19 protein-coding genes and 3 tRNA genes are annotated in these 19718 nt (G+C 68.8%); 4 read left to right on the forward strand and 18 right to left on the reverse strand.

Annotation, left to right across the window (positions count from 1 at the left end):
* The 9 genes from rpoB to ADK55_RS28300 form a co-directional block, all read right to left on the reverse strand.
* Entirely contained in the window at positions 1–3483 is a 3483-nt protein-coding gene (rpoB, locus tag ADK55_RS28260) for a DNA-directed RNA polymerase subunit beta (RefSeq protein ID WP_053682629.1), read from the reverse strand.
* A gap of 595 nt (positions 3484–4078) precedes the next feature.
* Entirely contained in the window at positions 4079–4459 is a 381-nt protein-coding gene (rplL, locus tag ADK55_RS28265) for a 50S ribosomal protein L7/L12 (RefSeq protein ID WP_053682630.1), read from the reverse strand.
* 110 nt (positions 4460–4569) lie between these two features.
* Positions 4570–5100 (reverse strand): 50S ribosomal protein L10, encoded by a 531-nt coding sequence (rplJ, locus tag ADK55_RS28270; RefSeq protein WP_008739730.1) that lies wholly within the window; start codon positions 5098–5100, stop codon positions 4570–4572.
* 285 nt (positions 5101–5385) lie between these two features.
* On the reverse strand, positions 5386–6255 hold the full coding sequence (locus ADK55_RS28275; protein WP_063839637.1) for an LppX_LprAFG lipoprotein: 870 nt from the start codon (positions 6253–6255) through the stop codon (positions 5386–5388).
* Between the two features lie 211 nt (positions 6256–6466).
* On the reverse strand, positions 6467–7195 hold the full coding sequence (rplA, locus tag ADK55_RS28280; protein ID WP_053682631.1) for a 50S ribosomal protein L1: 729 nt from the start codon (positions 7193–7195) through the stop codon (positions 6467–6469).
* Between the two features lie 91 nt (positions 7196–7286).
* The gene (rplK, locus tag ADK55_RS28285) at positions 7287–7721 is read right to left on the reverse strand and encodes a 50S ribosomal protein L11 (protein ID WP_053682632.1); all 435 of its coding nucleotides are present in this window, start codon (positions 7719–7721) and stop codon (positions 7287–7289) included.
* Positions 7722–7889: 168 nt separating this feature from the next.
* The gene (gene nusG, locus ADK55_RS28290; RefSeq protein WP_053682633.1) at positions 7890–8804 is read right to left on the reverse strand and encodes a transcription termination/antitermination protein NusG; all 915 of its coding nucleotides are present in this window, start codon (positions 8802–8804) and stop codon (positions 7890–7892) included.
* 84 nt (positions 8805–8888) lie between these two features.
* On the reverse strand, positions 8889–9170 hold the full coding sequence (secE, locus tag ADK55_RS28295) for a preprotein translocase subunit SecE (protein WP_030298162.1): 282 nt from the start codon (positions 9168–9170) through the stop codon (positions 8889–8891).
* 105 nt (positions 9171–9275) lie between these two features.
* Positions 9276–9348 (reverse strand) — tRNA-Trp (locus ADK55_RS28300).
* 204 nt (positions 9349–9552) lie between these two features.
* On the opposite strand from ADK55_RS28300, the gene ADK55_RS28305 reads away from it, so the two are divergent.
* A complete protein-coding gene (locus ADK55_RS28305; protein ID WP_053682634.1) occupies positions 9553–10779 on the forward strand; it encodes a pyridoxal phosphate-dependent aminotransferase in 1227 nt (408 codons plus the stop codon).
* A 165-nt stretch (positions 10780–10944) separates the two neighbouring features.
* The gene (locus ADK55_RS28310) at positions 10945–11964 is read left to right on the forward strand and encodes an adenosine deaminase (RefSeq protein WP_053682635.1); all 1020 of its coding nucleotides are present in this window, start codon (positions 10945–10947) and stop codon (positions 11962–11964) included.
* On the opposite strand, the gene ADK55_RS28315 is transcribed toward ADK55_RS28310, so the two are convergent.
* From ADK55_RS28315 to ADK55_RS28330, 4 genes are all read right to left on the reverse strand, one after another.
* Positions 11954–12370: a hypothetical protein gene (locus tag ADK55_RS28315; RefSeq protein WP_053682636.1), complete on the reverse strand. Its 417-nt coding sequence runs from the start codon at positions 12368–12370 to the stop codon at positions 11954–11956. The genes ADK55_RS28310 and ADK55_RS28315 overlap by 11 nt on opposite strands.
* A gap of 15 nt (positions 12371–12385) precedes the next feature.
* The gene (locus ADK55_RS28320) at positions 12386–13534 is read right to left on the reverse strand and encodes a UDP-N-acetylmuramate dehydrogenase (protein ID WP_266949232.1); all 1149 of its coding nucleotides are present in this window, start codon (positions 13532–13534) and stop codon (positions 12386–12388) included.
* Positions 13535–13545: 11 nt separating this feature from the next.
* Complete coding sequence (locus ADK55_RS28325) at positions 13546–15024, reverse strand: DHA2 family efflux MFS transporter permease subunit (RefSeq protein ID WP_053682638.1); 1479 nt, start codon at positions 15022–15024, stop codon at positions 13546–13548.
* Positions 15025–15137: 113 nt separating this feature from the next.
* Positions 15138–15722, reverse strand: coding sequence for a TetR/AcrR family transcriptional regulator (locus ADK55_RS28330; RefSeq protein ID WP_199826647.1), 585 nt, complete (start codon positions 15720–15722; stop codon positions 15138–15140).
* A 105-nt stretch (positions 15723–15827) separates the two neighbouring features.
* Between ADK55_RS28330 and ADK55_RS28335 the strand changes: the two genes are divergently transcribed.
* A complete protein-coding gene (locus tag ADK55_RS28335; protein WP_053682640.1) occupies positions 15828–16376 on the forward strand; it encodes an NADPH-dependent FMN reductase in 549 nt (182 codons plus the stop codon).
* A 92-nt stretch (positions 16377–16468) separates the two neighbouring features.
* Here the strand turns inward: ADK55_RS28335 and ADK55_RS28340 are convergent, their stop codons facing one another.
* The 5 genes from ADK55_RS28340 to ADK55_RS28360 all read right to left on the reverse strand — a co-directional run bounded on the left by ADK55_RS28340 (position 16469) and on the right by ADK55_RS28360 (position 18002).
* A complete protein-coding gene (locus ADK55_RS28340) occupies positions 16469–16897 on the reverse strand; it encodes a MaoC family dehydratase (RefSeq protein ID WP_053682641.1) in 429 nt (142 codons plus the stop codon).
* Between the two features lies 1 nt (position 16898).
* A complete protein-coding gene (locus ADK55_RS28345) occupies positions 16899–17351 on the reverse strand; it encodes a MaoC family dehydratase N-terminal domain-containing protein (protein WP_053682642.1) in 453 nt (150 codons plus the stop codon).
* A gap of 203 nt (positions 17352–17554) precedes the next feature.
* The gene (rpmG, locus tag ADK55_RS28350; protein WP_006604855.1) at positions 17555–17719 is read right to left on the reverse strand and encodes a 50S ribosomal protein L33; all 165 of its coding nucleotides are present in this window, start codon (positions 17717–17719) and stop codon (positions 17555–17557) included.
* Positions 17720–17808: 89 nt separating this feature from the next.
* A tRNA-Met gene (locus ADK55_RS28355) sits at positions 17809–17881 on the reverse strand.
* A gap of 48 nt (positions 17882–17929) precedes the next feature.
* Positions 17930–18002, reverse strand: a tRNA-Thr gene (locus ADK55_RS28360).
* 373 nt (positions 18003–18375) lie between these two features.
* On the opposite strand from ADK55_RS28360, the gene ADK55_RS28365 reads away from it, so the two are divergent.
* On the forward strand, positions 18376–19698 hold the full coding sequence (locus ADK55_RS28365; protein WP_199826648.1) for an amidohydrolase family protein: 1323 nt from the start codon (positions 18376–18378) through the stop codon (positions 19696–19698).
* The last annotated feature ends 20 nt before the right edge of the window (positions 19699–19718 follow it).

A 19718-nucleotide genomic window follows, 5' to 3' on the forward strand; every position in this document is an offset into this window, starting at 1 on the left:
TCAGACCTCTTCGACGCTGCTCGGCTCGCGCCGGGACAGGTCGATACCGAGCTCCTCCGCCGCGCGGAAGACGTCCTCGTCGGTGTCGCGCATCTCGATGGACATGCCGTCCGAGGACAGCACCTCCACGTTGAGGCAGAGCGACTGCATTTCCTTGATGAGCACCTTGAAGGACTCGGGAATGCCCGGCTCGGGGATGTTCTCGCCCTTGACGATGGCCTCGTAGACCTTCACGCGGCCGGTGACGTCATCGGACTTGATGGTCAGCAGCTCCTGGAGGGCGTAAGCGGCGCCATAAGCCTCAAGCGCCCACACCTCCATCTCACCGAAGCGCTGGCCACCGAACTGCGCCTTACCACCCAGCGGCTGCTGCGTGATCATCGAGTACGGACCGGTCGACCGAGCGTGGAGCTTGTCGTCGACCAGGTGGTGGAGCTTGAGGATGTACATGTACCCGATGGAAACCGGGTCCGGGAACGGCTCGCCGGAGCGGCCGTCGAACAGACGCGCCTTGCCGGACGGGAGGACCAGACGGTCACCGTCACGGTTCGGGATGGTGTGCTCGAAGAGGCCGGCGAGCTCGTCTTCGCGGGCACCGTCGAACACCGGGGTGGCGACGTTGGTACCGGGCTCGACGCGGTCGGCACCGATGACCTTCAGTCGCTCGGCCCACTCCTCGGCGAGACCGGAGACGTCCCAGCCGCGGCTGGCGAGCCAGCCGAGGTGGATCTCCAGGACCTGTCCCGGGTTCATTCGGGACGGGACACCCAGGGGGTTCAGGATGATGTCGACCGGCGTGCCGTCCTCAAGGAAGGGCATGTCCTCGATCGGAAGGATCTTGGAGATGACACCCTTGTTGCCGTGGCGGCCGGCGAGCTTGTCACCGTCGGTGATCTTGCGCTTCTGGGCGACGTAGACGCGAACCAGCTGGTTCACGCCCGGAGGAAGCTCGTCGCCCTCCTCGCGGTCGAAGACGCGGACACCGATGACCTTGCCGATCTCACCGTGAGGAACCTTGAGCGAGGTGTCACGCACCTCGCGGGCCTTCTCACCGAAGATCGCGCGGAGCAGACGCTCCTCCGGGGTCAGCTCGGTCTCACCCTTGGGCGTGACCTTGCCGACCAGGATGTCGCCGGCGACGACGTCCGCACCGATGCGGATGATGCCGCGCTCGTCGAGGTCCGCGAGGACCTCCTCGGAGACGTTCGGGATGTCCCGGGTGATCTCCTCGGGGCCCAGCTTGGTGTCACGGGCGTCGACCTCGTGCTCCTCGATGTGAATCGAGGAGAGGACGTCGTCCTGCACGAGGCGCTGCGACAGGATGATCGCGTCCTCGTAGTTGTGACCTTCCCAGGGCATGAACGCGACGAGCAGGTTCTTGCCGAGGGCCATTTCGCCCTCTTCGGTCGCGGGACCGTCGGCGAGGACCTGCGCCTCGATGATGCGGTCACCCTCGTTGACGATGACCTTCTGGTTGACCGAGGTGCCCTGGTTCGAGCGGGAGAACTTCGCGACACGGTACGTGGTGTACGTGCCGTCGTCGTTGGCGACGGTGATGTAGTCGGCCGAGACCTCCTGGACGACACCGTCCTTCTCCGCACGAATCGAGTCACCGGCGTCGACGGCGCAGCGGTACTCCATGCCGGTGCCGACGAGCGGCGCCTCCGCCTTGATGAGCGGAACGGCCTGGCGCATCATGTTCGCGCCCATGAGGGCACGGTTGGCGTCGTCGTGCTCCAGGAAGGGGATCATCGCGGTCGCGACGGACACCATCTGGCGCGGGGAGACGTCCATGTAGTCGACGTCGTCGCCGGCGATGTAGTCGATCTCGCCGCCACGACGGCGAACCAGTACGCGGTTCTCCGTGAAGCGCATGTCGTCGGACAGGCCGGCGTTGGCCTGGGCGATGACGAAGCGGTCTTCCTCGTCCGCGGTCAGGTAGTCGACGTCGTCGGTGACGACACCTTCGATGACCTTGCGGTACGGGGTCTCGACGAAACCGAACGCGTTGACGCGACCGTAGGACGCGAGCGAGCCGATCAGACCGATGTTCGGGCCTTCGGGGGTCTCGATCGGGCACATGCGGCCGTAGTGCGACGGGTGCACGTCACGGACCTCGAAGCCGGCCCGCTCACGCGAGAGACCACCCGGGCCGAGCGCCGACAGACGGCGCTTGTGGGTGAGACCCGACAGCGGGTTGTTCTGGTCCATGAACTGCGACAGCTGGCTGGTGCCGAAGAACTCCTTGATGGAGGCGACGACCGGCCGGATGTTGATCAGGGTCTGCGGCGTGATCGCCTCGACGTCCTGGGTCGTCATCCGCTCGCGGACGACGCGCTCCATACGAGCCAGACCCGTGCGGACCTGGTTCTGGATGAGCTCGCCGACGTTGCGCAGACGACGGTTGCCGAAGTGGTCGATGTCGTCGGTCTCGACGACGATCGAACGGCCGGACTCGCCGGTCGTCTCGGTCTCACCGGCGTGCAGCTTGACCAGGTACTTGATGGTCGCGATGACGTCGTCGGTGGTCAGCACACCGGCGTCGAGCGGCTCGTCCGCGCCGAGCTTCTTGTTCACCTTGTAGCGGCCGACCTTGGCGAGGTCGTAGCGCTTCGGGTTGAAGTAGAGGTTCTCGAGCAGCGTCTGAGCGGCCTCGCGGGTCGGCGGTTCGCCCGGACGCAGCTTGCGGTAGATGTCGAGCAGCGCGTCGTCCTGGCCCTGGGTGTGGTCCTTCTCCAGGGTGGCGCGCATGGACTCGTACTCGCCGAACTCTTCGAGGATCTGCTCGGTGGTCCAGCCGAGAGCCTTCAGGAGGACGGTGACGGACTGCTTGCGCTTGCGGTCGATGCGGACACCGACCATGTCGCGCTTGTCGATCTCCATCTCCAGCCAGGCACCCCGGGACGGGATGATCTTGGCTGCGAAGATGTCCTTGTCGGACGTCTTGTCGATGGAGGAGTCGAAGTAGACACCAGGGGAACGGACCAGCTGCGACACGACGACACGCTCGGTGCCGTTGATGACGAACGTGCCCTTGTTGGTCATGAGCGGGAAATCGCCCATGAAGACCGTCTGAGACTTGATCTCTCCGGTCTCGTTGTTCGTGAACTCGGCGGTGACGAAAAGCGGCGCCGCGAACGTGAAGTCGCGGTCCTTGCACTCGTCGACCGAGTTCTTCGCCGGCTCGAAACGGTGGTCGCGGAACGTCAGCGACATCGACCCGGAGAAGTCCTCGATCGGCGAGATCTCCTCGAAGATCTCTTCCAGACCGGACTTGGTGGGAACGTCCTGTCCGCTCTCAAGCGCCGACTCGACGCGAGACTTCCAGGCGGCGTTGCCGAGCAGCCAGTCAAAGCTCTCGGTCTGCAGCGCCAGGAGGTTCGGAACCTCGAGGGGCTCCTTGATCTTTGCAAAGGAGATGCGCAGCGGGGCGGTGCTGGCACCGTTGTTCGTATTGGTCGAGGCGTTGCGCGAGGCGGCCAAGAGGGGGTCCTTCCGAGGGCTCGGACTCACTACGCGCGTACCGGTCCCAGCCGACACAGAAGACGGACGCCCCCGACTTGGCCGAAAGACCAGGTCAGGACGGATCAATCAAGTGTGCTCAAGCGTGGGCATGCCCCTGGCGACGGGCAGGGGGCAGCTAACAGGCAGCGCAAAGGGTCAGTGTAGCCACTCGGCTCACTGATGTCCAGACCAGGTTTCCGGAAACCGGCAACAGGCCTTCCCCGTGTCGTTTAAAAACCAACCCTGCATCCAACGCTGCGGCGCTCTCGTACACAGAGCGCGTATCAGTACTGCCCTCTTCGTAGTCGATCCATGCCTCGGATCGTCGATCCTCGCCTCGGATCACCGGAGCGAGCCGACCCATCTCACGACGGGTCTGAGAATTGCGCGCCACCGGCCGTTCGTCAAGGCCCCCTGCTCCGAGCGGATCATCTCCGGACCCTGCTTCGAGGCAACGAAGATCACCCTACTCCCCAACGAGACCAGGGCAAGTCAGGCACTCCGGGTACGCCAAAGGGCGACCACCCTTACGGGTGATCGCCCTTTGAAGAGGCTTCAGAGAGCCTCTGAGGTGTTACTTGACCTCGACAGCCGCGCCGGCAGCCTTGAGGGACTCGGCGGCCTTGTCAGCGGCCTCCTTGGCGACCTTCTCGAGAACCGGCTTCGGAGCGCCGTCGACGAGGTCCTTGGCCTCCTTCAGACCCAGGGAGGTCAGCTCGCGCACGACCTTGATGACCTGGATCTTCTTGTCGCCGGCACCGGTGAGGATGACGTCGAACTCGTCCTGCTCCTCGGGGGCGTCGGCAACCGGGCCACCGGAGACCGGGGCGGCGGCGACGGCCGCGGCGGCGGTGACGTCGAACTTCTCCTCGAAGGCCTTCACGAACTCGGAGAGCTCGATGAGGGTCATCTCCTCGAACTGGGCGAGGAGGTCGTCCTGAGAGAGCTTCGCCATGATGGGCGATCCTTCCACTAATTCGGCAGGTGCCGGATGTATATAGAGGCGGGCGTAACGGCCCGCTACGACCCACGCACTAGGCGGCGTGGATCAGTGCGCGAGCCGAATTACTCGGCACCGCCCTGCTCGGCGAGCTTGACGCGAAGCGCTTCCGCGGTGCGGACGAACTTCGACGGCAGCGCCTGGAAGAGCGAGGCAGCCTGAGACTGCTTGCCCTTGAACGCGCCGGCCAGCTTGCTGAGCAGAACCTCGCGGGACTCGAGGTCCGCAAGCTTCTTGATCTCATCGGCGGTGAGCGCCTTACCATCAAGGACACCCGCCTTGATGATGAGGTTCGGGTTGTCCTTGGCGAAGTCACGCAGGCTCTTCGCCGACTCCACCGGGTCACCGGTGATGAAGGCGACCGCGGTCGGACCAGCGAAGTGCTCGTCCAGCGCGGTGATCCCGGCCTGGTTGGCCGCAATCTTGGTCAGCGTGTTCTTCACCACGGCGTACTGGGCGTTCTCACCGAGCGAACGACGCAGCGTCTTGAGCTGCGCCACGGTGAGACCCCGGTACTCGGTCAGCACGGCGGCGTTCGAGCTCTGGAACGCGTCCTTGAGCTCGGCTACCGCGGCAGCCTTGTTGGGCGTCGGCATAGCGCTTCGGCCTCCTTCCGGGTGATGAGGACCGCTCAGAAGGGGCTGAACAACAAGAACGCCCCGGCGCAAGCGCACGGGGCGTAGCTCAACCGAATGACTCCGGGAACTTTCCACGAACACCTGCGCAGGACGTCCGCATTCAGCGGATCCTTCGGCCACCGCACCCTTGCGAGCACGGCAACGACCAGCGGTCTTTGGCTTCCGGGGAATCGTACGTGAACCAGACCTTGTCAAGCAAATCCGCTCGGGATCAGCTCGTACGGCGGGTTCGGGAGGGGCCGATCAGCCCTGCTCGCCGCTGTCCTTCATCATCTCGGCGAGGTCCATGACCTGGTCGGCCGGCGGGGCGGCGATCTCGACCGGCTTGTTGAAGTCCAGGAACTTGATGGTCATGTCCATCGGGCCCTTGGTGGCGGTGCCGCGGGTGCGGACCTGCTTGGTGTGGTCCTGCTCGTCGATCCACATGTCCACGGTCAGGCTCTTGACGCCCTCGTCCTCCATCGCCTTGAGGGACTTCTCCCGGCGCTCCTTGGCCTCCGGGGTGCCCGAGGCCAGCGAGGCCCGCATCTTCTCCAGGGGGACGGTGCCGACGAGGTGCCGCGTCTTCACGCCGTCGATGGTCTCCTCGCCGAGGGACTTGAGGTCCTCGGCCTTGAGCAGCTCGTCGGCCTTGTCGCCCGGGTTCTCGCCCTGCGCGCCCTGACCGAGGCCTTCCATCTTCTTCGAGGTCTCGGCGCCCATCGCCTTCATGTCGAACTTCATCCACTTGCCCTCGCTGCCCAGGTACATGGCACCGTCCAGCAGGCGGATCTCGACCGACTCGGCGCCGCCCGCGGCTCCGGGGGCGGCCATCTTCATGGCCATGGCCACCGTGGGCTTCATGCGCATGGAGGCCTCGCCGGAGACCTTCTCGCCCATGGCGGTCCCGGACATGGTGTAGCGAAGCGAGGTGAGCTCCTCGGACTTCTTCTTCACCTTCTCCAGGTACGCGGCCGGCGTGACCTCGATGGCGGCCTTGGACGGCGCCGCGGCGGCCGGGGTCGCCGACTTGGCCGCTCCGTCCTTCTTGCCGTCCTCGCACGCCGTGGCCCCACCCACGAGCAGGACGGCGGCCAGGACGGCGCCGGCGGTTTTGTTGCGGTGTACGAGCATGTTGGAGTCCCCACCCCTGGTGTGATTGTTTGATTGATTTCGACCTTACGTGGCGTGATCCACGCCGTCGTGCGCATTTCCCGTCAATCCGTGCAGGTGTGGCGCGCTCCACACAAGGTCAGGCAAAGAAAACGGGCCCCTCGGCTCCCGTGAGGGAGCCGAGGGGCCCGTTCTGCCGTTCAGCGAGCCCGAGGGCTCAGAGCCGTGAGGCTCAGACCGCGGCCGGGTCTTCCTCGACGAGGAGGTTCCGGGTGCGGTTCGAGTCCAGCTGAATGCCGGGACCCATCGTGGTGCTCAGGGCGGCCTTCTTGATGTAACGGCCCTTCGCGGCGGACGGCTTCAGACGAAGGATCTCGTCCAGGGCCGCGCCGTAGTTCTCGACGAGCTGCTCATCGGAGAAGGAGACCTTGCCGATGATGAAGTGCAGGTTCGAGTGCTTGTCGACGCGGAACTCGATCTTGCCACCCTTGATCTCGGTGACAGCCTTGGCGACGTCCATCGTGACGGTGCCGGTCTTCGGGTTCGGCATGAGGCCACGGGGACCGAGCACGCGGCCGAGGCGGCCGACCTTGCCCATGAGGTCCGGGGTGGCGACAACGGCGTCGAACTCGTTGAGGCGGTTGCCCTTCGCGATCTCGTTGATCAGCTCGTCGTCGCCGACGATGTCGGCGCCGGCGGCTTCCGCGGCCGCAGCACGGTCACCGGTCGCGAAGACCAGGACCCGGGCGGTCTTGCCGGTGCCGTGCGGGAGGTTCACGGTGCCGCGGACCATCTGGTCGGCCTTGCGCGGGTCTACACCCAGGCGGAAGGCGACCTCGACGGTGCTGTCGAACTTGGTGGCGGAGGTCTCCTTGGCGAGACGGACGGCCTCGAGCGGGGCGTACTGCTTCTCCCGGTCGACCTTGGCGTCCGCAGCGCGGAGAGTCTTGCTGCGCTTCACTTCTGCTCCTGTGTTGTGACTTCAGGCGTGGAGTCGTGGTGCGGACCAGCGCTTGGCCCTACCACTGGTGTTGCCGGGCGGTGTGGCTGAATCAGCCTTCGACCGTGATGCCCATCGAACGCGCGGTGCCGGCGATGATCTTCTCGGCCGCGTCGATGTCGTTGGCGTTGAGGTCAGGCATCTTGAGCGTGGCGATCTCGCGGACCTGGTCACGCGTGAGCTTCGCGACCTTGGTCTTGTGCGGCTCGCCGGAGCCCTTCTCCACGCCCGCGCTCTTCAGGATGAGGCGCGCGGCCGGCGGAGTCTTGGTGATGAAGGTGAAGGAACGGTCGTCGTAGACCGTGATCTCCACCGGCACGACCATGCCACGCTGCGACTCGGTCGCGGCGTTGTAGGCCTTGCAGAACTCCATGATGTTGACGCCGTGCTGACCGAGCGCGGGGCCGACCGGCGGAGCCGGGTTGGCCGCACCGGCCTTGATCTGGAGCTTGATAAGCCCCGTGATCTTCTTCTTCTTGGGAGGCATTGCTCTCTCCGGGTCCTAGTGAGAGTTTTCGCCTTCATCCGGTCATCCGGATGGAGGCATACCGCACCACGATAACGGGTATCGGTGCGAGGCTAAAAACCGAGCAGGTCAGACCACCCTTTTCGGGGCGATCTGACCTGTTCGAAGCAGTTGCTCAGAGGAACGTGATCAGTTCTTCTGGATCTGGTCGAAGCTGAGCTCGACCGGGGTCTCGCGGCCGAAGATCTCGACGAGACCCTTGACCTTCTTCGAGTCCGGGTTGATCTCGTTGATCGTCGCCTGCAGCGTCGCGAACGGGCCGTCGGTGACGGTGACCGAGTCGCCGACCTCGAAGTCGAGGACCTCGATGGTGCGCTTGACGGCGGGCGCGGGCAGGCCCGCGGCCTCGGCGGCGGCCTTGTCGGCCTTCTCCTTGGCCTCCGGCGCGAGCATCTTGAGGATCTCGTCCAGGGTCAGCGGGTACGGGTCGTAGGCGTTGCCGACGAATCCGGTGACACCGGGGGTGTTGCGGACGACGCCCCAGGACTCGTTCGTCAGATCCATGCGAACGAGAACGTAGCCGGGCAGCTTGTTCTGCCGGACGTTCTTGCGCTCGCCGTTCTTGATCTGGACGATCTCTTCCTCGGGCACCTCGGCCTGGTAGATGAACTCCTCGACGTTCAGCGAGACGGCGCGCTGCTCCAGGTTCGCCTTCACGCGCTTCTCGTAGCCCGCGTAGGTGTGGATCACGTACCACTCGCCCGGCAGGGAGCGCAGCTCCTGGCGCAGGGCCTCGGTGGGGTCGACCGGCTCGGCGGGCTCGACCTCGGCGGCCTCTTCGGCAGCCTCGTCGTCCTCGGCCTCTTCGGCGTCCTCGTCGGTCTCGACTTCGTCGGTGGCCTCTTCGGCCTCCGCGTCGTCCTCGGCCTGCGCGTCACCCTCGTCCTCGACGTGCAGCGCGGCCTCTTCGGCCGCGGCACCCGCCTCGGCGTCGGCGAGCTCGGCTTCGTCGGGGTCCACGGCGTCTGCAGCCTCGACGATGTCGAGCTCGTCCTCGACGGACTCGACGGAGTCGGGGCTCACGTTCAGGTTCGGGTCAGACACGGTGGCTGCTTCTTCCTGGATACAAAAGGTGGTCGAACATGCGAAAACGGGCGGCACCCATCAAGGCGCCGCCCTCCGCGGGGATCAGCCGAAGACGAACTTGATGGCTTCCTGGAACCCATAGTCAATCACGGTCACCAGACCGATCATGATGACGACGAAGACAATCACCACGGTGGTGTACGTCGTGAGTTGGTTGCGGGTCGGCCATACAACCTTGCGGAGTTCCGCGACGATCTGGCGGTAGAACAGCGCGAGCCGGCCCAGAGGGCCCTTCTTGCCGCGCTTGCCGCCCTTGCGGGCCTTCTTCTCGCGAGTGTCGTCCTCGGCGTCAGGCATGTCGATGGAGCCCAGGGCGTCCGTCACGTCTCTCACCTGAATCCGGGTCGTGGCCGTAGCCGCGCCCGGTTGCGCCGCACGGCGTTGCATCGAAGTACGTACCTGCGCACACATCCGAGAAGGAGTGTGGAGCAGGGCCGGAGGGACTCGAACCCCCAACCGCTGGTTTTGGAGACCAGTGCTCTACCAATTGAGCTACGACCCTTTGCGTTCCCCAACCTACCGCATCCGAGCGAGTGCACGGAGTGCGCACGCTTTGGAGCTGTCGGCGAGGTCCAACGACAGGTGAGCATACGTGCTCCTGGCCCTGACGTCGAACAGAAGCCGCCGGGAAGGGCGTCCGGATCTCGTGCGTCCGGTACCTGAAACGGTGTGCGGCGCTTCCGGGCCGTCTGGGACGATTGGACCCATGACCTCTGCAACGCCTTCCTCCGAGCGCCGGGTGTCCGCCCGTATCGGCGCCATTTCCGAGTCCGCCACCCTCGCCGTGGACGCCAAGGCCAAGGCCCTCAAGGCCGCCGGGCGCCCGGTGATCGGCTTCGGCGCGGGCGAGCCCGACTTCCCGACGCCGGACTACATCGTCGAGGCCGCCGTCGAGGCCTGCCGCAACCCGAAGAACCACCGTTACACGCCGGCGGGCGGTCTGCCCGAGCTGAAGGCGGCAATCGCCGCGAAGACGTTGCGCGACTCCGGCTACGAGGTCGACGCCTCCCAGATCCTGGTGACCAACGGCGGCAAGCAGGCGATCTACGAGGCGTTCGCGGCCATCCTCGACCCGGGCGACGAGGTCATCGTCCCGGCTCCGTACTGGACCACCTACCCCGAGTCGATCCGCCTCGCGGGCGGCGTCCCGGTGGAGGTCGTCGCCGACGAGACCTCCGGCTACCGGGTCTCGGTCGAGCAGCTGGAGGCCGCGCGCACCGAGCGCACCAAGGTCGTCCTCTTCGTCTCCCCCTCCAACCCGACGGGCGCCGTCTACTCCGAGGCCGACGCCGAGGCGATCGGCCGCTGGGCCGCCGACAAGGGTCTGTGGGTCCTGACGGACGAGATCTACGAGCACCTGGTCTACGGCGACGCGAAGTTCGTCTCGCTGCCGGCGATCGTTCCCGAGCTGGCCGACAAGTGCATCATCGTGAACGGCGTCGCCAAGACGTACGCGATGACGGGTTGGCGCGTGGGCTGGATCATCGGCCCGAAGGACGTCGTGAAGGCCGCGACCAACCTCCAGTCCCACGCCACCTCCAACGTCTCCAACGTGGCGCAGGTCGCGGCGCTGGCCGCCGTGTCCGGCAACCTGGACGCGGTCCACGAGATGCGCGTCGCCTTCGACCGCCGCCGCCAGACGATCGTGCGGATGCTGAACGAGATCGACGGCGTGTTCTGCCCGACGCCCGAGGGCGCCTTCTACGTGTACCCGTCGGTCAAGGACGTGCTCGGCAAGGAGATCCGCGGCAAGCGCCCGCAGACCTCCGTCGAGCTGGCCGCGCTGATCCTCGACGAGGCCGAGGTCGCGGTCGTCCCGGGCGAGGCCTTCGGCACCCCGGGTTACCTCCGTCTCTCGTACGCCCTGGGCGACGAGGACCTGGTGGAGGGCGCGTCCCGGATCCAGAAGCTGCTGGCGGAGGCCAAGGCCTAGTCCTGCGGGGCTTTCCGAGCGGTTCGCGAGCGGCGGTTCCCCGGTCCCGGGGAGCCGCCGCTCGTGCGTCCACGTGGCCCCTCGGGGTTCGCTCACGCGTTCGAGCAAGACCCCGATGGGTAAAACGCCCTCCCGCTCGGCGCGTGAGTACGGCAGGATCACCGGATGGAGCACGTACGCGATCTCACGCTTCTGCCGAAAGCCCACCTCCACCTGCACTTCACCGGCTCGATGCGCCCGTCGACCCTGCTGGAGCTCGCCGACAAGTACGGCGTGCGCCTGCCCGAGGCGCTGACGGGCGGGGAGCCGCCCAAGCTGCGGGCCACCGACGAGCGGGGCTGGTTCCGCTTCCAGCGGCTCTACGACACGGCCCGGTCCTGTCTGCGCGAGCCCGACGACATCCGCAGGCTGGTGCGCGAGGCCGCCGAGGAGGACGTGCGGGACGGCAGCGGCTGGTTGGAGATCCAGGTGGATCCCACCTCCTACGCCCCGCTCCTCGGCGGGATGATCCCGGCCGTGGAGATCATCCTCGACGCCGTGGACGCGGCCTCCCGGGAGACCGGCCTGGGGATGCGGGTGATCATCGCGGCCAACCGCATGAAGCACCCCCTCGACGCCCGCACCCTGGCCCGGCTCGCCGTCCGGTACGCCGATCGCGGCATCGTCGGCTTCGGTCTCTCCAACGACGAACGGCGCGGGATGGCCCGTGACTTCGACCGGGCCTTCGCCATCGCCCGCGAGGGCGGTCTGCTGGCGGCCCCGCACGGCGGGGAGCTGACCGGCCCGGCCTCGGTACGGGACTGTCTGGACGACCTGGACGCCTCCCGCATCGGGCACGGAGTGCGGGCGGCCGAGGATCCGCGGCTGCTGAAGCGGCTCGCTGACCGGCAGGTCACCTGTGAGGTCTGCCCGGCGTCCAACGTGGCCCTGGGCGTCTACGAGCGCCCCGAGGACGTGCCGCTGCGCACGCTCTTCGAGGCGGGGGTGCCGATGGCGCTGGGGGCGGACGACCCGCTGCTGTTCGGGTCCCGGCTCGCGGCCCAGTACGAGATCGCGCGCCGCCACCACGGTTTCACGGACGCGGAGTTGGCGGAGCTGGCCCGGCAGTCGGTGCGCGGTTCGGCCGCGCCGGAGGACGTCCAGGGGAAGCTGCTGGCGGGGATCGACCACTGGCTCACCGGGTGAGCCGCAGGTCTCCCTCGTAACAGTCGGCCCGGACCCGGTCGCCGTCCACGAAGCCGATCTCCAGGTGGGTGCGCCCGGTCTCGGGGACGGCGTACTCGGCCACGGTGGCGACGGTCTCGCCGAGGTGGCGCAGGAAGGGGTGGTCGCCGAGGTCCTCGCCGACCTCGATGCGGCCCCACTCCCCCATGTCGTAGGGCGCGTGCGGGGACTCCGACTCGACGATGAGGCACTGGTCGGACCCGGTGGTGATGCGAGTGGACTCGCCCTCGTTGTCGATCAGCCACACGTCGAGCGGCGCCTCGGAGCGTTCGCCCTCGTAGACGTGCCAGGACGCGACGACGCTGCTGATCGTGCGTCCCACCAGCCGGGTGGGGTCCGTGCCGGCACCGTGCAGGGGGCATTGCATGGCGGCCGGGACTCCTCAGATGCTGACGCCGACCGTCACCGGTTCGTTGACCAGGGTGACGCCGAAGGCCGCGTGGACGCCCGCGACGACCTCGCGGGCCAGGGCGAGGAGGTCCTCGGTGGTGGCCTCGCCGCGGTTGGTGAGGGCGAGGGTGTGTTTGGTGGAGATGCGGGCGGGGCCGGTGCCGTAGCCCTTGGTGAAGCCGGCCTTGTCGATCAGCCAGGCCGCGCTGGTCTTCGTCCGGCCGTCGCCGGCGGGGTAGGCGGGCGGGGCGGTCTCGGCGCCGAGGCGGTCCTGGACTCGGGCGAGGAAGGCGGCGTACGCCTCGTCGGTCAGGATCGGGTTGTGGAAGAACGAGCCGGCCGACCAGGTGTCGTGGTCGGCGGGGTCCAGGACCATGCCCTTGCCGGCGCGCAGGCGCAGTACGGTCTCGCGGGCGGTGGCGGCCGGGACCCGGTCACCGGCCTCCACGCCGAGGGCGCGGGCGGTCTCGGGGTACTTGATCGGCGCGGACAGGCCGCCGGCGTCTTCGAGGGCGAAGCGCACGCGCAGGACCACGTACCGGTCGGGCTGGTCCTTGAAGGTGCTGTTGCGGTAGCGGAAGCCGCACGCGTCGGCGGGGAGGGTGACCGTTTCGCCGGTGGTGCGGTCGTAGGCGACGACCTCGGTGATGGTGTCGCAGACCTCCTGGCCGTACGCCCCGACGTTCTGGATGGGCGTGGCGCCGGCGGAGCCCGGGATCCCGGCGAGGCACTCGACGCCGGCGAGGCCGGCTTCGACGGTGCGGGCGACGGCGTCGCTCCAGTTCTCGCCGGCGGCGAGCTCCAGGCGCGTGCCGTCGAGGGTGAACCCGGTGGTGGCGATGCGCAGGGCGGTGCCGGCGAATCCCCGGTCACCGATGACGAGGTTGCTGCCGCCGCCGATGATCAGCAGCGGGGTGCCGGTCGCGTCCGCGGCACGGACGGCGGCGATCACCTCGGCGTCGGTGGTCGCGGTGACCAGGCGGGCCGCGGGTCCGCCGAGGCGGAAGGTGGTCAGCGGGGCGAGGGGGGCGTCGTGGAGTTCCTGCACGGGGACAAGAGTACGGTCCGTCCCCCTCGCATCCCTGCGGGGCCACGGACCGTACCGGTTCTTCGCCCGTGTCGGCGGGGCGCCCGCCGACACGGGGCCCTGCCTCAGCCGGCGGCGGGCACCTTGACCGGGGCCGGGGAGGCGGCTTCGGGGCCGGGGAGGCCTTGGTCCCGGGTCTTGGCCCTGCCCGGGAGCAGGAGGGCGAGGCCGGCGGCGAGGGCTACGGCGACGGCGCCGATCCACAGGGCGGGGATCGTGCCGTCGGTGAAGGCCTGGGGGCTCTCGTAGCCGCCCTGGGCGGAGAAGACCGAGGCGAGGACGGCGACTCCGAGAGCGCCGCCGACCTCGCGGAGGGCGTTGTTGGTGCCGGAGGCCTTGCCCTGGTCGGCGGGGGCCACGGTGGACATCAGCACGTTGGCGGCGGGGGCGAAGTACAGGGCCATGCCGATGCCGCTGAGGACGAGGGCGGGGAGCTGGGCGGCGTACGAGACGTCGGCGCTGAGGATCACCGCGAACCAGCCGAGTCCGAGGGCCTGGAACGCCAGTCCGGCGGCGACGACCGGCCGGCCCCCGATGCGGTCGGAGAGGATGCCGGCGATCGGCGCGACGATCATCGGCATGCCGGTCCAGGGGAGCATGCGCAGTCCGGCCTCGGTGGGCGAGTAGCCGGCGACGCCCTGGAGGAACTGGGCGAGCAGGAAGATCGAGCCGAACATGCCGAGGAACATCAGCAGGCTGGCCAGGTTGATCCCGAGGAAGCCCCGGTTACGGAAGAGCCGCATGGGGAGCATGGGGTTCGCGTGGCGTATCCCGTGGCGGATGAAGGCGCCGACGAGCGCGCTGCCGACGATCAGGCCGGTGAGCACGGGGGCGCTGGTCCAGCCGTCGGAGTTGGCGTTGACCAGGGCGTAGACGATGCCGAAGAGGCCGCCGCTGATGAGGATCGTGCCGGGGACGTCGAGGCGGGAGTCGGGAGCCGTGGACTCGGCGAGGCGCAGTCGGGCGAGGGGGATCAGCGCGAGACCGATCGGCACGTTGAGCCAGAAGATCCACTGCCAGGAGATGTGTTCGGTGAGGCTGCCGCCGATGAGGGGGCCGCTGGCGACGGCGAGGCCGGTGACGGCTCCGTAGATGCCGAGGGCCATGCCGCGGCGGGCGGCCGGGACGGCGGCGGTGAGGAGGGTGAGGGTGAGCGGCATCATGATCGCCGCGCCCACGCCCTGGACGGCCCGGGCGGCGATCAGCTCGTCTATGCCGGGTGAGAGGGCCGCGGCGGCGGAGGCGCCGGTGAAGATCGAGAGCCCGACGATGAACAGCCGGCGGCGGCCGAACCGGTCACCGAGGGCGGAGCCGAACATGAGGAGCACGGCGAAGGTGAGCGTGTAGGCGTTCACCGTCCACTCCAGGTCCTCCAGCTTGCCGCCGAGGTCCTCGCGGATCGCGGGCAGGGCGGTGGTGACGACGAGGTTGTCGAGGGCCGCCATGAAGCTGGCGACGCCGGTGAGGATGAGGGCCCAGACGGCGGGTGCCTTGAGCCTGGTGTCGGCGCTCGTGTCGCCGGGTGCGGTGCCTTGCCTGTCCACGTTTCCCCCTACGGATCTGCCTGTTAGTTATCGATGACTAACTTCCTTGCCCGTACGACCGCCGGGACGGGGTCGAACGGTGTCCCGGCCGATGACGCGCGGCCGGTCGCGCGCTACGCGCTCGTACGGATGTCGGTCTCGGGGCCGCCCGCCTCGTCCAGCAGGCGGCACCCCTCCCAGACGCGGTGCTCGGGCGGGAAGCCCAGGGCGGAGAGGGTGTTGATGAGCATCCCGTGCGCCATGAAGCCGGCGGTCTGGTCGGCATCGCCGCCGATCGCCGCCCGCACGGTGTCCCACAGGCGCATCCAACCGGCCCGGACCATCACCCCGAACTCCGTCTCCCCCTCGGCCTCGGCGGCCGCGACGGCCACGTTCGACTGGAGTTGCATCAGGAGCTTGTCGGGGTGCTCGGCGATGAGCCGCTTGTACGCCTCCGCCATGGCCTTGAGCGCGTCCTCGCCACCGAGGCCCTCGGAGGCCTCCTCGAAGGCGAGCCGAATGTCCTCGGTGCAGCGGGCGACGGCTTCGATGAAGATCGCCTGCTTGCTCGGGAACAGCCGGAACAGGTACGGCTGCGAGACGCCCACCCGCTTGGCGATCGTCTCGGTGGAGGTCCCGTGGTAACCGCCACGCGCGAACTCGTGCATCGCCGCGCGAATGACGCTCTCGCGTCGCTCGTCTGCGCTCATCCTTGCCATGGAAGCAAGTTATTGCTCAATCACTAACTTTGTCAACGCTCCTCTGCGCGGGCCACCTCCCCGATCCCTTCGGCCGCGACACCGCGCGGCCGTAGCATCACGCCCGTGACCCGAACCCCACGCCTCGCCCTGATCAGCGGAAGCACCCGCGCCGGCTCGACCAACACCTCGGTGATCCTCACGGTTCCCGAGGTCCTCGGCGACGCGGCGCGCGCCACGCCCTACCTCGACCTGGCGAGGCTCCCGCACTTCAATCCGGACGACGACGTCGATCCCCTGCCGGCCGAGGTCGTCCGGCTGCGCGAGCTGATCGCGCGGGCGGATGCGGTGCTGTTCTGCACGCCGGAGTACGCGGGCGATCTTCCGGGCTCTTTCAAGAACCTGCTGGACTGGACGGTCGGCGGCGTCGAGATCGTGGACAAGCCGGTCGGTTGGATCAACGCGTCCTCGTCACCGACCGGCGCCGCCGGGGCCCATCGGGCGTTGCGCACGGTCCTCGGGTACACGGGGGCGAGCGTCGTGGAGGAGGCCTGCGCGCGGGTGCCGGTACCCCGGGCCGTCGTGGACGAGGGGACGGGGACGATCACCGACCCGGCCGTCCGTGAGGCGGTCGCGGAGGCCGCCCGCCGGCTGCTCGCCGCGGTCCCCCGGTAGGAACGCTCCCCCGTAGGACGTCCACCGCGGGTCGGCGGCGCGGCGACCGTCGGACCGGGGCGGCCCCGGTCCGACGGTCGCGGGCGCCGGCCTCAGGCCAGTCGGACCACCGCGCGCGACATGCCCAGGACCTTCTGTCCCGCGCTCATCGCCGTCAGGTCCACCCGGACCCGGTTGTCGTCCAGCTTGGCCGCCACCTTGGCGGTGACCTCGATCAGCGCGCCCTCCTCGTCGTTCGGGACGACGACGGGCTTGGTGAAGCGCACCCCGTACTCGACGACCGCACCCGGGTCGCCCAGCCAGTCGGTGACCACCCGGATCGCCTCGGCCATGGTGAACATGCCGTGCGCGATCACGTCCGGGAGCCCGACCTCCTTGGCGAACTTCTCGTTCCAGTGGATCGGGTTGAAGTCGCCGGAGGCGCCCGCGTACCGGACGAGCGTGGCGCGCGTCACGGGGAAGGAGGCCGCCGGGAGTTCGGTGCCGACCTCCACGTCGGCGTACTGGATCTGCGCGGTCATCTCAGGCCTCCTGGGGAGCGCGGGACACGAGCTTGGTCCACGCCGTCACCACGTGCTCGCCGGAGGCGTCGTGGACCTCGCCCCGGATGTCGATGATGTCGTTGCCCGCGAGCGACTTCACGGCCTCGATGGTGGAGGTCACGGAGAGCCGGTCGCCGGCCCGCACGGGGCGGACGTACGCGAACTTCTGGTCGCCGTGCACGACGCGGCTGTAGTCCAGACCCAACTGCGGGTCCTCGATGACCTGGCCCGCCGCCTGGAACGTGATGGCGAACACGAAGGTCGGCGGCGCGATCACGTCCTGGTGGCCGAGCGCCTTCGCGGCTTCGGGGTCGGTGTAGACGGGATTCTCGTCGCCTACGGCGACGGCGAATTCGCGGATCTTCTCCCGGCCGACCTCGTACGGATCGGTGGGCGGGTAGCTCCGCCCCACGAAGGTCTGGTCGAGGGCCATGGCTCACTACCTCCTGTTGAGGGACATGAAAGTCACGCGGAACACGTCACGGATCACCGACCGCGCCCCTCGGGCGCGGGGACGTCACGCACGGGGAACAGAGGTGGGGCCGGGAGGGATCCGGACGCGGAAACGACACGAGGCCGCCCCCCGATGAAAGGGGACGGCCTCGTGACGGTGCCTGTATTCGAGACTCGCCAGGATCAGCGGGTCTCGCGGTGCGCGGTGTGCGAGTTGCAACGCGGGCAGTGCTTCTTCATCTCAAGACGGTCCGGGTCGTTACGCCGGTTCTTCTTGGTGATGTAGTTCCGCTCCTTGCACTCCACGCAGGCCAGCGTGATCTTCGGGCGGACGTCGGTGGCAGCCACGTGAGTGCTCCTTGACGGACAATTGGGACGGATGAACGCATACAAGAGTAGCCGACCGGGAGACCGACCCCGCAATCGGCTACTGTGTGTAGCGGCGACCGGACTTGAACCGGTGACACAGCGATTATGAGCCGCTTGCTCTACCGACTGAGCTACGCCGCTTTGATGTGATCGACTCCCCACCCGAGGGTGGGGAACCTCTCTCACCAGAGCCCCAATGCGGAATCGAACCGCAGACCTTCTCCTTACCATGGAGACGCTCTACCGACTGAGCTATTGGGGCGAGCGAGGAAGACATTACACGGTTGCCCGCCGATCGCCCAAATCCTTTGCGGGGACCGGGCTCCGAGCGGTCGGGGCCGGATTGCGGAATCGGCCCGCACACCTCTCCCGCCTCCATTTCCACGACTTTCCGGGTCGAATGTGGGCGAGGTCACACGGTTCGCACCGGTGATTCCGCCCCGATCTCACGCTCTGTGCATCCCGAGCGGCCTCGCACTCCGGATCGCGCCGCGGAGGCACCACACCGGTACGACTATTTCGCTCCTCCGCGAACCGGAGACCCCCGCGCCCTAGGCTCGGGGCACGCTGCGTGATCTTGGGCCGCGGGCCGCGGCCACGGACCCGGGAAGCGCCCGAGCCACCGCAGGAGCGCGATGTCCGACAGCCCGCCGCAGCAGCCGTCCCACTCCCCGCACGGCGGCCGGGGCGAGGGTGGCGGCCATGGGCCCGCACACGGCCCCCGGAGTCACGCGGGTGGTCCCGCGACCGGCCCCGAGTCCACCACCCTGCTGCTCGCCGGCGCCCGCCTCACCGACGGCCGCACCGTCGACGTCCGGCTGGGCGGGGGCGGCCGCATCCAGGCCGTCGGGACCCCCGGGAGCCTGCCCGCCCCCGCGCTGTCCCGCGTCGACCTGACCGGGTACCTGCTGCTGCCGGCCCCCGCCGAGCCGCACGCGCACGGCGACACCGCCCTGACCGCGGACGGTGAGGGGCCCGTCTCCCACGCCCCCGACGAGGTGCAGCGCCGGGCCACCGAGGCGGCGCTGCTCCAGCTCGGGCACGGCGCCACCGCCCTGCGCTCGCACGTACGGATCGGCGACGTCCACGGGCTCGGCCCGATGGAGGCCGTGCTCCAGGCCCGCCGCTCGCTGCGCGGCCTCACCGACCTGACCACCGTCGCCGTGCCCCGGCTGCTGACCGGGGTCGCCGGGGCGGACGGACTCGCCATGCTCCGTGACGCGGTCAAGATGGGGGCCTCCGTGATCGGTGGTTGCCCGGACCTCGACCCCGATCCCACCGGCTTCGTCGAGGCCGTCCTGGAACTCGCCGCCGAGCACGGCTGCCCCGTGGACCTCCACACGGACGGGGACGACCCGGTGCGTCTGGCCCGGCTCGCGGCCATGGCCGGCGGGCTGCGCCCCGGTGTCGGCATCGGCCCCTGTGGTGGTCTGTCCCGTCTCCCGCTGGACGTGGCGACCCGCGCCGCCGACCAACTGGCCGCGGCCGGCGTACGGGTCACCTGCCTGCCCCAGGGGGACTGCGCGGCCCTGGAGCGGCGGGGCCTGCGCACCGCACCGGTCCGGCTGCTCCGTGCCGCCGGGGTCCGGGTCGCGGCCGGGAGCGGGGCCCTGCGCGACGCCGGCAACCCGGTGGGCCGGGGTGACCCGCTCGAAGCGGCGTACCTGCTGGCCTCGCAGGGCGGGCTCCGGGCGGCGGAGGCCTACGAGACGGTCAGCGCCTGCGCCCGCGAGGCCATGGGCCTGCCCGAGGTGCGGGTGGAGGCGGGCTTCCCGGCGGAGTTGCTCGCGGTGCGCGGGGACCGGATCGCCGGGGTGCTCTCGCTGGCGTACAGCCGGATCGTGATCCACCGGGGGCGTGTCGTAGCCCGGACGAGTGCCGTACGGGAGTACTGCGACTCGGCGGTCGCGGTGGCCCTGGACCTGCCCCGGCAGGGGCGTACCGAGCCCGGCCCCTGAGCGGCGGGGGCCGTTCGCCG

The organism is Streptomyces sp. WM4235 (genome assembly GCF_001279725.1).
In the GTDB taxonomy this organism is placed as follows: domain Bacteria; phylum Actinomycetota; class Actinomycetes; order Streptomycetales; family Streptomycetaceae; genus Streptomyces.